The following is a 13,472-nucleotide window of genomic DNA, read 5'->3' as shown; positions in this document are numbered from 1 at the left end:
ACTCCCTACTTGGGAATTTTGATTTACCTGATCCCGAAACAGCGTATAGGGCCACGGAATCGATTTATACAGTAGTATAAATAACTCCTCACAGGCCATCAACTGCTGATAGCTTGAAAATCAAACTATTTTAGTTTTTTTTCATGTTTTCTCGGGATTTGGAAGCCCAAAATACAACCTGTCAGATTCTGTCAGGTTGTATAGGTCACCCGACACACCTGTCCGGCGTACCGGAAAACTCATTGCTCGCGGAAAGCGCGCTCGAAACTGGTCGTAATCGGGGAAAACAGATAGGCAAGGATCGTTCGCGAGCCTGTTACGATCTCAAGCTGGGCGGGCATGCCAGGGGACAGGATCATGCCTTCATGCTCGGCAAGACTGTCTGCATCGATCTCGACCATGGCCTGAAAATACGATCTTCCTTCCGAATCGGTCAGCCGGTCCGGGGACACATCGGTCACCACACCCTTGACCGGCGCGAACCAGCGCTGGCTGAATGCGGTCACACGGATATTCACCGAAAGCCCCGTAGAAACCACATCAATATCATTGGGTGAAACGCGGGCCTCAATGACCAGCCGGTCATCAAGCGGCACAATTTCAAGAACCTGTGCTCCGGGCGGAATGACCCCGCCAACCGTGGTGAATTGCATATTGGTTACGGTCCCGTTGCGCGGGGCCTTGATATCGGACCGCACCAGAACATCCTCGGCCGAACGCAGACGCTCATTCAGATCGGAAATCTCGCTTTGCACATCGCGCAGTTCGGTATTGATCGACTGCAAATGATCACGCATCAACTGCGACTGACTGGCTTTAACCTGCTGGATTTGCTGCTCGATCCTTGCGATATCAGCCGAAAACCGTCCGATATTGCCAAGCGTTTCAACCAGCCGGCTTTCGAGCTGAAGCAACCGTGTCCGCCGGGCATAGCCAAGATCGACCATCGGCTTGACCATGGCGAGCTCTTCCTTGACGATCCCGACCTGCTGCTCGGACGCGGTTTTTTGCTCACGCGTGCCGACGATCTCGCGGCGCAATTCCTTGATCCGCTCGTCATAAAGTTCGAGCTCGCCCTTGAAGGCACTGCGACGACTTTCAAACAGGGTACGTTGCGAGTCGGTAATCGAGAAATAGCGCGGATCTTCGAGCGCAGGCGGGAACACCAGATGGTCTTTCTGTTCGCGCTCTGCGATCAGTCTGGTTTGCGTCGCCAGGGAATTGAGATACCGGTTATTGAGCAGATCAAAGCTTGCCCGTGACCGGGTATCATCAAGGCGAATCAGAACATCACCGGCCTTTACCCGCGCACCGTTGCGCACCAGAATTTCGCTGATGATGCCGCCCTCAAGATGCTGCACGCTCTGGCGTCCGGAAAATGGCGCGACCACGCCACTTGCGGTCGCGGCAGAATTGACCTCGGCGGTTGCCGCCCAAAACATCACCGATCCCATACCCAGAAACAGAATCAGGAAACCAAGCCGGACAAGCGGTTTGACATCGGTATCAAGTTCACGTGCGGTTGGTAGCTGAACCCCGGACATCAGGCACCACCCTGTCGACGTTTGGCCGATCCTTCAACCACGCGCAATTGCGGACGTCCCCGACGCGGTGCATCAGGTGTATCGCCAGCGGGATTTTCCGTCACTCTGGCCCGGCGTGCTGCTGCCCGCTCGGCTGCTGCGCGTTCGGCATCTTCGCGCACCTTGCGCATGCGCATCGCGGCCTCTTCACGGGCACGCGCGATGGCTTCGGCCTCGGTCATTTTGCGTTTGGGGGCTGCTGCCTTGCGATTTGCTGTATCGGGGCGTGCGGCCTTTGGTTTCGCGGCCTCCTGACGGCGCGGACGTCCCCTGGCTTCAGGGACCTTGGCTTCAGGGGGCCTGGTGGTTTTGGGGACTGCGGCGGCTTCAGGCTTCGCCTCATCCGTCCAGCTCACCGACTTTTTCTCAAGCCCGGCTTTGGCCGGTTTATCTGCCTTGGGCATGACCGGTCGCATGGTCATCATCGTGCCGCCCGGAGTTGGTTGCGGTTTCATTTCGGGCTTGATCCCGGCGGCCTGTTTGGCTTCCTGGGCACGCCCCGATCCGACTTCACTGCGCCCGCCGAAATCTTCGATTTCGGGCATTTCCGGTTCTTCAAGACCAAGCTCGTCCATCGCACTTGCCGGATGCTGACCGGCGGCCGAATTCTTTTCGACAATCGGTCGCGGTGCATCGGGATTGGGAACTTCGATCTGTTTGGGCGTGATACGCATCTGACCGTCTTGCAAGGCTGCGGCCTGAACCGGTGCGGCATCCGCCAATGGATCCGGCAGATCGGAACTGCGCCGCATCGGAGGCAAGCCACGGGCAATATCCTCGGTCTGGACCGCCGGTTTGCCCGGTTGCGCCTGAGCCTTTACCGGGACAACCTGGATTTGCCCGTCGGCAAGCGCAAGGATCGCATCCGCGCGTGCCAGAATCGCGCGTTCATGACTGACGATAAAGGTCGTAATGCCGTTGCGACGCAGAACATCAATCAGATTGCTGATATGCTGAACCCCGATGTCATCAAGGGCCGTTGTCGGTTCATCAAGCAGCAACATCCGGGGCCGTGAGAAAAGAGCCGCTGCCAAAGCAATCAGTTGCCGTTGCCCGCCTGAAAGGTTACGCCCGCCACGATCAACGCGCGTGTCATAACCTTCGGGCAGATCAAGGATAAACTGATGCGCCCCGGCCAGTTCGGCGGCCTGAATGATGTCCCGCATCTCTGCATTGCCAAGCCGGGCAATATTTTCGGCAATCGTCCCGGGGAACAGGAACGGGTTTTGCGCCAGATAGCCAATCTGGGCGCCGATTTCCGAACGCTCTGCGCGCGATGCCTCGACATCGTCAAGCTTGACCGATCCCGATCCGGGCAACCAGATGCCCATGATCAGCTTCAAAAGGGCTGTCTTTCCGACGCCATTAAACCCGGCAATCGAGATGATTTGCCCGGGCCCGGCCTTGAACGAGAATCCCTTGAACAGGACGTTGCGGCTATTGGGTGGTGCGAAAACAAGACGATCCACACTGACCGCCATCCCCCGTCCACGCGGCATTGGTGCCGGGACGGTCGGGCGTTTTTCAAGCAGGATTTTGTTTAACCGTTCAAACGAATTGCGCGCAGCATTCCAGCTGCGCCAGGCATTCACAGCCCCGTCAAAGGGCGCAAGCCCGCGCATGCCAAGGATCATGGATGCAACCATGATCCCGATCGTGATGCTTTCGGACAGAACCAGATAGGCCCCGACCCCGATAAAGCACACCTGCATGGCAAGCCTGATGAAATGCGAAAGCGTGGTCGATGTCCCGACCCGACGGCTGGCCTGCCCTTCCCAGTACAAAGAATCAGACTGATCGGCCTGCCAGCGCTGGCGGGCCGACTGGGTCATGCCCATGGCTTCCATCGCCTCGGCATTGCGGACATAGGTTTCTTCCTGCGCAATACCGCGGTTCTGGCTTTCTTCGGACCGGTCGACTGAAATCTTTGCTGCGGCTTCGTTGGCAATCGCAATCGCGATCAAAAGCACCGCCCCGCCACAGGCCACCAGACCAAGACGGGTATCAAAAATAAAGACCACCCCGATATAGACCGGTGCCCACATGAAATCGATCAGCGCAAAGGGACCGCTTCCGGTCAGGAAGCCCCGCAATCCATAAAGATCGCGCAATGGACGCTGGCGCATCGGGGCACCGCGTGCGGATTGCTGGACCACATGGGCAAACAGGTCCCCGCCCAGACGCAAATCCAGTGCCGTACCAACCCGGATCAGTACCCGCGACCTGAGCTGTTCCATCGAGGCAATGAACAAAAGAACAAGCCCGATACCCACCGTCAAAAGGGCCAGCGTATCAACACTTCGGCTTGAAAGGACGCGGTCGAATACCTGCATGGAATAGATCGGGATCACCATGTTAAGCATGTTGATCACCATCGAGAATCCGCCCACGAGCGCGATCGACCGCCAGAACAACCGTTCAAGCGGGGTGCGATCCCCCTCACGCCCCGCATCCGCTTTGCGGGTTGGCCGGATTTTATCGAACAGGCCCATTCAATCCTTCCGTTTTGCCATCCTTGGCACTGACTTTATCATAGCATGACACCGGTTTCCGGCATCTGGCTATCACGCATGGCAAACGCCCCGCGCAACAAAGATACGACGGGCAACCTAGCCAATGGCATACTGCCACTATTCTAGTGGAATATATAAGGATGTGTTAAAATTTCGCCGCAAATCCCTTTATTTCATTGCTTTATCGTCAATCAGTAACAGTTTGCAATCGTGTTTTCGGCATGGCGAAATGACCCTTCGGGATTCCGCAGTATTGCCTGTCATAGATCAATACTCTCAACGCTTTATCTGCAATAATCGACGAACGGATCAACACGGCCCGATTTGCGCAAGGACCGGTAACATCCCTATCTATAGATCAGAACGCTATTCCCGCGTTGAACGCAGACGGTAACCGGATCAGTCCGATACCCGCCACAGATATCCAAGACTCGCAACATGCGGAGAAACCATGTCAGATGATACCCCGCAGCTTCCTGATTTCATTCAGCGATTTCTCGCCATTCAACCGGGCGGGATGTCCCATGCCGGGACATTGATGGCCTGCATGATCGGCGTTCTTGCCGCCTGTGCCTGGATGCTTGGCGGGTTATCAATGATGATATCGGCCGGAATTGCGGTTGCGATGATGCTCGCCCTGACCCCGATGATCTCGCCCGACATCCTGATGAAAGTCCTGCGCGCCAGTCCCCTTCCGGCAAAGGATTATCTGGCCATTCACGAAATGAACCATCTGCTTTCGGATCGTGCGGGACTGGATCACAGACCGAACCTGTTCATCCTGCCCGGCAAGGGGGTCAATGCGATCACGACCGGCACGGATGATCACACCACAATTGCCATTTCAAGCGACGCCTTGCACAACCTGTCCCCGCGCCAGATGCGTGCCATTCTGGCCCATGAGGTTGCACATGCATGGCATGGCGATACCCGCATCCTTCTGATCACCGACGTCCTGTATCGTGCGACATGGACCATTGCACTGTTTGGTCTGGCGATTTTCATCTTTGGTGATTTCAATCCGCCGGCATGGATGATTGTCGTGTTTGGTGCCGTTCCGACCATCAGCTTTCTTCTGCAACGTGCGGTCATTCGGGATCGCGAATTTGCCGCCGACCATGGGGCAAGCGATCTTCTGAATGGTCCCGAAGACATGATTGATGCGCTGTTGCACATTGATCAGATCAACCGCACCCGCCTGCGCATCATCCCCTATCGCAGCACCCAGCCCCCCAGCCTGCTTGATACCCATCCGTCGATCACCGCCCGGATCAAGGCACTGCGTGCACTCAAGCCCGGCACATGGCAGAAATTCTTTGAAAACCGGAAGATGCCCGAACAATAATTCCGCTATGCAAGCATCCAATGACATAGAAGCAACCGACCTTGGCCCCTGCCCGGTCTGTGGCCGTCCGATGATTGCGGGGGCCAGCGTTGATCGCCATCACTGGCGTCCGAAATCCAAGGGCGGCACCGAAACAGAGTGGCTGCACCGGGTCTGTCATCGCATGATCCATCGCCTGTTTGATGAAGCGACCATTGCGCGCGATTATGATGATCCCGCAAAGCTCAAAGCCCATCCCGACATCATCAAATTCATCACATGGGTCCGCAAAAAGCCCGCCGATTACGTGGACTGGCCCGAAAATGCCGGGCGCTATGGGCGCAATCGCGGCAAGCGACGATAGCTTCGATCTTCCATTGGCAAAAGAAATGCCAATTTAATCATTTACCTGCCAGACTGCGCGCTATACACGACCCGATCTTCGGGCTGGCAATGACATTGCCCGCACTCGATTAACTGTGCTTCCAGGAAAAACCGATGCCAAGCTTTGACATGCTCAATGAACTGATCCCGGTCTTTGTCACGCTGTTCGTGATCATTGACCCATTGGGCCTTGTTCCGGTTTTCATTGTCCTGACACAGGGCACAAGTGCCGCCCATCGTCGCCGCATGGCGATCCGTGCCTGTCTGACCAGCTTCTTTATCCTCGCGGCCTTTGCCCTGATTGGCGAAGGATTGCTGGGTATTTTCGGCATTCACATGCCTGCCTTCCGGATTGCCGGGGGTACGCTTCTGTTTTTGATCGCGCTTGAAATGCTGTTTGAAAAACGCAGCCAGAAACGCAACCAGCGCGCCGAACAGGTTCAACAGGAACTTGAAGAAGATCACGACGCGGAAAAAACCGAAAAGACCAAATCAAAGGCCAGCGCCAACGCGTCAACATCCGGCCACACGATACCGGATGACGAAGCGGACGATATCTCGATTTTCCCGATGTCGATCCCGTTCCTGTCGGGGCCCGGTGCGATTGCATCGGTCATGCTTTTGATGGGCAAATTCGAAGACAATATCGCCATGCAGGCAAGTGTCATTGGCGTGGTTGCCGTGGTGATGGCAATTGCCTTTGTCTTCTTCCTGGCCTCAAACGTCGTTGCCAAACGCCTTAGCCCGACGGTCGCGACCGTGGTTTCACGCCTGCTTGGCATGATCCTTGCCGCCCTTGCCGTGCAGTTCATCATTGATGGTGTGAAGCAGGCATTTTTCTGATTTCAGATACCTGCTGCACCCCGGATTCAGGCTGCGACCAGTCCTGCATGGGCCAATGCGGCAATCAGGTCGGTTCGCGTTACGATGCCGATGATCTTGCCATATTCAACAACCGGCACGGCATCACATGCCCCGTCGGCCATCAATGGCAACAGAGCAGCAATCGGGGTGCTGGCCGTGGCGCGGGGTTCGGTCACCGACATGATTTCGATGGCCGTTACCGGCGCACCGCGTTTCCGGTCAATCAGGCGTGCCATTGCCGACATAAGGCCACGATCTAGACGCAGCGCGTCTTCGCGGGCACGGCGGATCAGGTGTATCTGAAAGATAACCCCCAAATATCGCCCGTCTTTTTCGACCACCGGCAAGGAGGTAAAACTGTGACGCCGGAAAAGATCGGCAACATCGCCAAGGGACGTATCGGACTTAACCGTTACCAGATCGCGCGACATGATATCGCCCGCAGTCAATGGCCCGGTTCGGTGCGACGCAACTTGTAGCTCTGCTGCCCCGATCAGGCGCGCCAGATCTTCAACACCAAGGTTCAGGCTTTGGCGATATTGCTGCAAAATGGCATTCAGCTCACCCTCATTGAGCCCAAGCCGTTCAATCGGCGGACGGTCGGATGTTTGGTGAATGCTTTTGTCATCGAAATGACGTAGCGGATATGACCGCCCCGTTGCACGCGCATAGATCATCGCAATCACGACCAGTGCTGTCGTAATCGCCGCTACCGGCGTCAGGGCAAACTGGAAACCCAACTCGCTTGCGATATCAGGGCCAAGGGCTGCGACCATTGCAACGGCCCCGCCGGGCGGATGGACTGCACGTACCAAAATCATCGCCGAAATGGCAAGTGCAACAGCCAGCGCCACACACAGGACCGCATCATCAACGACCATACAAACGGCAATTCCGGCCAGTGCCGACACACTATTGCCGACAATGGCCGACCATGGCTGGGCAAGCGGACTGTTGGGCACTGCAAACAGCAGCACCGATGTCGCCCCGAATGGGGCAATCAGGTACAACCCGGCATCGTGCAGGTCGAAGAATGACAGCAGAAATCCTGCCACCCCCAAACCGATCAGGGCGCCTATTCCGGCACGGGCGACCTCGAAAGGTGTGCTAAAAGGCATCGCGGGCATAAAACCGCGAAGGTAATTGTGTTTCATCGGAACGTTTCGCAACCCGGCCAAAAATTGAACAGGCCTGTAGTGTTTAATTATTATAAATAGCGTTCCGTCCTCGTACTTTGAAACACCCTGCCCGTCAATCGCTACACCACGTCACAAACCACTCCCGAAAAAAAAGGAGGGTACATAACCCTCCTCCGTTGACGACCTGAGTGTCTTTAATGTTGATCAGTCCCAGCGTTTTGCCGCTCGCAGGATGGCATCGGTTCCGATCTGGTAATGGTCATAAAGCGCGATACTATCGCCGCACTGGCCAAAGCCGTTCACGCCAAGCGGTGCAACCGCATGCCCACGGACCGAACCCAGCCATGCAAGGGCAGCCGGATGACCATCAATCACTGTGACAAGACGGGCATCAGATGCCAGCGGCTTGAGAAGGTTTTCCACATGGGACATTTCGCCCTTTGACTTGCCTTCAAGCCGCGCACGTTCCAGGTCCTGCCATTCATTGTAAAGCCGGTCGGTAGACGTCACCGCCAACAAGCCCAAGCCCGGATGGTCTTCCGAAAGCTTTTCCCACGCCGCCATGGCTTCGGGTGCCATCGCCCCGCAATAGGCGATTGCCATCTTGCAATCCTTGCCCGGCGCACGGAGCCAGTAACCACCTGAAACGATTTCCGATTTGGTGGCATCGGAAAGTTCGCGTTCGGGCTGTGCCAGCGGCTTGGTCGATAGCCGCAGATACACCGATCCGCCCTTCGGGGCCTGCAAATGATCAAAGGACCAGCCCATGATGGTTGCAAGCTCGTCGCCAAAGCTTGGCTCAAAGCTGGTCAGGCCCGGCTGCCCCATCCCGATCATCGGGGTTGAAATCGACTGATGTGCGCCGCCTTCGGGGGCCAGCGTGATACCACTTGGTGTTGCCACGACCATGAACCGCGCATCCTGGTAGCAGGCATAGTTGAGCGCATCCAGACCACGCGCAATGAACGGATCATAAAGGGTGCCAATCGGGAACAGGCGCTGCCCGAACAGACTATGCGACAGACCAAGGGCCGCCAGATTCAAGAACAGGTTGTTTTCGGCAATGCCAAGTTCAACATGCTGACCTTCGGGCGATCTGATCCATTTCTGGGCCGAGGGTACCTTGCGTTCACGGAACTCATCAGCCAGTTCTTCGCGCCCAAACAGGCCACGCTGGTTCACAAAACCACCAAGGTTGGTCGAAACCGTCACGTCGGGTGATGTGGTGACAATGCGATCAGCAAGGGCAGAGTTTTTCATCTTGGCAAGTTCATTAAGGATTTTGCCAAATACTTCCTGGGTGCTCGATGTTTCCACCCGCGCATAGGGCATTTCCGGAATGGTGATGACTTCGGCCATCTTGTGGCGCGGGGCGCGGTCATTGAACGGCGCGTTCTTGATATAATCGCGCACACGATCAGCACTGACATCAAGGCCCGCCGCCATATCCCATTCCTGTCCGTCGGCGATCTTGTTCTGAAGCTTGAAGGCATCCATCTGCGCGACATTCATAAGCCCGGCATGGTTGTCCTTGTGGCCCTGAAGCGGGGTGGCATAGCCCTTGACGGTATAGGCAATGAACACGGTCGGTTTGTCATTGGGAACGGCATCAAAGGCATTAAGCACCGCCTCCATGCAATGGCCGCCCAGATTGGTCATCAGATCATGCAGGGCATCATCATCATAATCGCCAAGCAGGCTTGCCAGTGCATTATCACCGGGCATGTCAGACAGGATTTGCTTGCGCCATGCCGCCCCGCCCTGGAAGGTCAGGGCCGAATAGATGTCGTTTGGCGCATCATTAAGCCATTTCTTCAATGACTTGCCGCCCGGTTTGGCAAAGGCATCGTGAAGCTTGCGACCATATTTTATGGTGATCACGTTCCAGCCAACGGCCCGGAAGAACCGACCGATCACGCGGAACAGATGGGCATCAATCATGCCATCAAGGCTTTGACGGTTATAGTCAATCACCCACCAGACATTGCGAATGTCATGCTTCCAGGTATCAAGAAGCGCCTCATAGATATTGCCTTCATCAAGTTCGGCATCGCCGACAAGGGCAACCATGCGGCCGGGCACTTCGCCCTTGGGCAGCATGTTTTTGTAACGCAGGTAATCCTGCGTCAGGGCTGCGAAGTTGGTGACCGCCGCGCCAAGACCAACCGAGCCGGTGGAAAAATCAACCTGATCGCCATCCTTGGTCCGCGAAGGATAGGACTGCGCGCCGCCGAATGACCGGAAATTCTCAAGCTTCTCCCTGGTCTGGCGGCCAAACAGATAATTGATCGCATGGAAAACCGGACTTGCATGCGGCTTGACCGCAACCCGGTCCTGCGGACGCAGAATATTGAAATAAAGGGCCGTCATAAGGGTTGTCATGGATGCACAACTGGCCTGATGACCACCAACCTTGATGCCGTCACGTTTCGGACGCAGATGGTTGGCATTATGGATCGTCCAGCTTGATAGCCAACGCACCTTTTTCTCGATCTGACCGAGCATCTCCAGATCTTCGGCCTTCACGTTGCCGGTGCTGGTTGCTTCGATAATTTCACCGATTTCCGGGGCGGCATCCTGTGCTGACATTTTCCTGATCCCTTTTCACGCCTGATGTTCCGGGTTTCTTTCGGGCTCGTCTCTGAACCCGCAATATTCCGGTATTGAATTACCGATTTTTAAGTCGCCACTGCGGAAATCAAGGGATACCAACATCATTTCACACAAGATTCGTCACTTTTGGTTCAAATGTGGAATCGGCTGCGACATTCCCGGTCAAACATTCGAATTTCCCGTCTGAAACAATATTTCGTGGTCGCGAATCGCCGATATCAACAGTGCGATTCGTCTCTCCGCAGCCTGCGCGTAACGGGCTCTGGAACACAGGGCATCGGGGGATATCCACCCCCGGCAAGCTTGACCTGACCGGTATGGTGCCCATGCCTGAGGATTGCCTGCGGTCATCTCGCCTGCCGTCGGGATATTGCGGAGATACCATCCCGCTCGCAAGAAATGGCCAGGACTGAACATCCCCCGATTGTGTAGTGATCGAACCATCCGTATAGTCCTGTCCTCAATTCACTCCATACCACTCTATTGTCCCGGATTTCTCTTGGCTTTTTCCACTTTCATTACTGCATTACCCGGCGCGTTCAGACACGGTGTGCTCACAGCACTGCTTGCCGCTTTGCTGAATGCGTTATCCGGGTTTGGTCCGGCACGGGCTGATGAAAGGGCCCCGCAACAAGCACGCCCGGTTCTTGAGATCAGACTTCCCATAGATCAGCGGTCAGACTATTGCAAAGGGGTCACACCATGGGACAGACATTCGGAATATCATGTTGAATTGTTGCGCCTTGCAATACGGCTAAGCGGCAGGGACATCACAATCACACCGGTTTGCATGGATTATCCGACCGAGGAACGCCGGGTATCAATGCTGCTTGCCAACGATCCGATCAATACTGTCCATTTTGGCACCTCTCAGGATCGCGAAGACAAGTTGCTGCCAGCCTATGTCCCGATTTATCTGGGGACGACGGGGCTGCGGCTGTTCATGGTGCTCAATGAAAATCTGCCTGCCCTTGAATCCGTCAGATCAATGGATGACCTTCGGAAGTTTTCGATGGGTCAGGGACTTGGCTGGCCAGACACGAAAATCCTGATTGAAAACGGCTTTTCGGTCTCGGACGGACGCTATAACACCTTGCACAAGATGCTTGATGCCAAGCGGTTTGATCTTTACCCCCGCGCCTTCTGGCAAATTCTCGGGGAATGGCGCTGGATGAAGGAACAGGCACCAAACATCAAAGTTTCACCGGAAATCGGGCTTTATTATTCCCAGCCGATCTATTTCTTTTTCGCCCCGGGGGAACCGGAATTGCGCGATGCCATTCAAACCGGACTTGAACGCGTTTATTCGAACGGCTTGATGTTTGAACTTTTGAAGAACCATCCCGAAACCGCCCCGTCCTTCCATCTGATCGATCTGAGAAAACTCCGCGTCATTCTAGGCACAAACAAAAATTTGCCGGAGAAATCAAAAGAAGTCCTGAAAACATACGGCCTCTTTGACTAGCACCCTGCACCAGACACCCCGAGAACGGCAAGGATGCCCCTGACGCCACGGGGGATACTCATCTGGTCAAAGAGCCAGCCTGCCATCGGGCAGACCGGCTCTCATTTCCTTTCCGGGCGTCTGATCGGGAAGTCGGGCCCGCAGCCTTATTCAGCGGCAATCGCCATTTCGCCGCCATCAAGCGCATTGGCAAGATCAGCCAGAATATCGTCAATGCTTTCAAGTCCGGCCGACAGACGGATCAGGCCATCAGTGATCTGATATTGCGCACGCTCTTCGGCAGTATAGGTCGAATGGGTCATGGATGCCGGATGCTGGATCAGGGTTTCGGCATCGCCCAGGCTGACCGCACGGGTGATCATGTTAAGGCCGTTCATCAGCTTGCGGCCTTCTTCGATCCCGCCTTTAAGCTCAAAGGCAATCATGCCGCCAAAACGATCCATCTGCTTTTTCGCAAGGTCGTGCTGCGCAAAGCTTTCAAGGCCCGGATAAAACACGCGATCAACCTTCGGATGGGAATCAAGGAACGCTGCGATCTTCTCGGCATTGTCGCAATGGCGCTCCATACGCAGCTCAAGCGTCTTAAGCCCGCGCATCACAAGATTGGCATCCTGTGCCGACAGAACCGCACCGGTCATGTCCTTTAGCCCGACCAGACGGACCTGCGTCATATCTTCAAGCGAGCCAATTACCGCACCGGCCATAAGGTCACCATGACCGCCCAGATATTTGGTGGCCGAATGCACCACAATGTCGGCACCCAGTTCAATCGGGCGCTGCAGATAGGGCGTGCAATAGGTGTTATCAACAACAACCTTTGCACCGTGTTTATGGGCAATTTCGGAAATGGCTTCGATATCGACAAGACGCATATTCGGGTTGGCAGGGGTTTCGAAATAGACAATCTTGGTCTTGTCCGAGATCGCCTTTTCCAGTTCAGCCGGATCGGTCAGATCAACATGGGTATGCTTGATGCCGAACTTCTCCAGACCATGACGGAAATAGGCGAATGTGCAGCCATAAAGGGTGCGATCAACAATGATCTCGTCACCTGGCGCGATAAAGGTCCAGAAGACCGAGGTGATCGCCCCCATGCCCGATGCGGTCGCAAGCGCTGCTTCACCGCCTTCAAGCACTGCCAGACGCTTTTCGAGAAGATCAAGGGTCGGGTTGGCAATGCGCGAATAGATGAAGCCCTGCTCGTCACCAGCAAAGAACCGCCCGCCCTGCTCGGCTGTTTCGAACGCGAAGGTCGAAGACATATATACCGGCGGGTTCAGCGCACCATTGTGGCTTTGCGGATCATAACCATGATGAATCGCACGGGTGGCAAAACCGGTTTTGGCGACATTGCTGTGGCGGCTGTCATTGGCAGACATGTGAGGCTCCTGAAAATGCGTTTATTCTGCCCTCACATCCGCAATCCCCGTGCCAGATTGTAAAATCCCCGATTTTCAAGGCTGTGCACCATCAGCGCAAAAATTTAGTGTAAATAATTATTTACACATCTCATTCCCAATTCGCACTTTACGGCAAATACACTGGAAATCAGGCATTTGATCACGTATACTTTTCGTTACAGTGTAA

Annotated in this window: 9 protein-coding genes; 4 read left to right on the top strand and 5 right to left on the bottom strand. The window is 55.3% G+C overall.

What is annotated here, in order from left to right:
• Positions 1–239: 239 nt before the first annotated feature.
• Both WA318_RS03725 and WA318_RS03720 read right to left on the bottom strand, forming a co-directional pair.
• Positions 240–1,544: an HlyD family type I secretion periplasmic adaptor subunit gene (locus WA318_RS03725; RefSeq protein ID WP_114096714.1), complete on the bottom strand. Its 1,305-nt coding sequence runs from the start codon at positions 1,542–1,544 to the stop codon at positions 240–242.
• Positions 1,544–4,075 carry a type I secretion system permease/ATPase gene (locus tag WA318_RS03720; protein WP_336080034.1) on the bottom strand — a complete coding sequence of 844 codons (2,532 nt, stop codon included), beginning with the start codon at positions 4,073–4,075 and terminating at the stop codon, positions 1,544–1,546. Before WA318_RS03720 ends, WA318_RS03725 begins: the two co-directional genes overlap by 1 nt.
• 472 nt (positions 4,076–4,547) lie before the next feature.
• Between WA318_RS03720 and WA318_RS03715 the strand changes: the two genes are divergently transcribed.
• From WA318_RS03715 to WA318_RS03705, 3 genes are all read left to right on the top strand, one after another.
• Complete coding sequence (locus WA318_RS03715) at positions 4,548–5,441, top strand: M48 family metalloprotease (protein WP_336080033.1); 894 nt, start codon at positions 4,548–4,550, stop codon at positions 5,439–5,441.
• Positions 5,442–5,448: 7 nt separating this feature from the next.
• Positions 5,449–5,784 (top strand): HNH endonuclease, encoded by a 336-nt coding sequence (locus WA318_RS03710; RefSeq protein ID WP_336080032.1) that lies wholly within the window; start codon positions 5,449–5,451, stop codon positions 5,782–5,784.
• 134 nt (positions 5,785–5,918) lie between these two features.
• Entirely contained in the window at positions 5,919–6,647 is a 729-nt protein-coding gene (locus WA318_RS03705) for a MarC family protein (RefSeq protein ID WP_114096711.1), read from the top strand.
• A gap of 26 nt (positions 6,648–6,673) precedes the next feature.
• Here the strand turns inward: WA318_RS03705 and WA318_RS03700 are convergent, their stop codons facing one another.
• Together WA318_RS03700 and WA318_RS03695 are read right to left on the bottom strand one after the other, a co-directional pair.
• Positions 6,674–7,822, bottom strand: a complete 1,149-nt coding sequence (locus WA318_RS03700) for an HPP family protein (RefSeq protein ID WP_336080031.1) — start codon at positions 7,820–7,822, stop codon at positions 6,674–6,676.
• Between the two features lie 189 nt (positions 7,823–8,011).
• Positions 8,012–10,396 carry a transketolase gene (locus WA318_RS03695; protein ID WP_336080030.1) on the bottom strand — a complete coding sequence of 795 codons (2,385 nt, stop codon included), beginning with the start codon at positions 10,394–10,396 and terminating at the stop codon, positions 8,012–8,014.
• Between the two features lie 757 nt (positions 10,397–11,153).
• On the opposite strand from WA318_RS03695, the gene WA318_RS03690 reads away from it, so the two are divergent.
• The gene (locus WA318_RS03690) at positions 11,154–11,885 is read left to right on the top strand and encodes a hypothetical protein (protein ID WP_336080029.1); all 732 of its coding nucleotides are present in this window, start codon (positions 11,154–11,156) and stop codon (positions 11,883–11,885) included.
• Between the two features lie 146 nt (positions 11,886–12,031).
• On the opposite strand, the gene WA318_RS03685 is transcribed toward WA318_RS03690, so the two are convergent.
• Positions 12,032–13,264, bottom strand: a complete 1,233-nt coding sequence (locus tag WA318_RS03685; RefSeq protein WP_336080028.1) for a methionine gamma-lyase — start codon at positions 13,262–13,264, stop codon at positions 12,032–12,034.
• Positions 13,265–13,472 lie beyond the last annotated feature (208 nt).

Source organism: Thalassospira sp. CH_XMU1448-2, assembly GCF_037027285.1.
GTDB classification, from domain to species: Bacteria; Pseudomonadota; Alphaproteobacteria; order Rhodospirillales; family Thalassospiraceae; genus Thalassospira; species Thalassospira profundimaris_C.
This window is presented reverse-complemented; position numbering and strand designations above follow the sequence as displayed.

What these genes read in the sequence shown, in the direction of transcription:
- WA318_RS03685 (WP_336080028.1), bottom strand. Translation starts at nt 13,264, where the DNA reads ATGTCTGCCAATGACAGCCGCCACAGCAATGTCGCCAAAACCGGTTTT.
- WA318_RS03715 (WP_336080033.1), top strand. Translation starts at nt 4,548, where the DNA reads ATGTCAGATGATACCCCGCAGCTTCCTGATTTCATTCAGCGATTTCTC.
- WA318_RS03720 (WP_336080034.1), bottom strand. Translation starts at nt 4,075, where the DNA reads ATGGGCCTGTTCGATAAAATCCGGCCAACCCGCAAAGCGGATGCGGGG.
- WA318_RS03710 (WP_336080032.1), top strand. Translation starts at nt 5,449, where the DNA reads ATGCAAGCATCCAATGACATAGAAGCAACCGACCTTGGCCCCTGCCCG.
- WA318_RS03695 (WP_336080030.1), bottom strand. Translation starts at nt 10,396, where the DNA reads ATGTCAGCACAGGATGCCGCCCCGGAAATCGGTGAAATTATCGAAGCA.
- WA318_RS03700 (WP_336080031.1), bottom strand. Translation starts at nt 7,822, where the DNA reads ATGAAACACAATTACCTTCGCGGTTTTATGCCCGCGATGCCTTTTAGC.
- WA318_RS03705 (WP_114096711.1), top strand. Translation starts at nt 5,919, where the DNA reads ATGCCAAGCTTTGACATGCTCAATGAACTGATCCCGGTCTTTGTCACG.
- WA318_RS03725 (WP_114096714.1), bottom strand. Translation starts at nt 1,544, where the DNA reads ATGTCCGGGGTTCAGCTACCAACCGCACGTGAACTTGATACCGATGTC.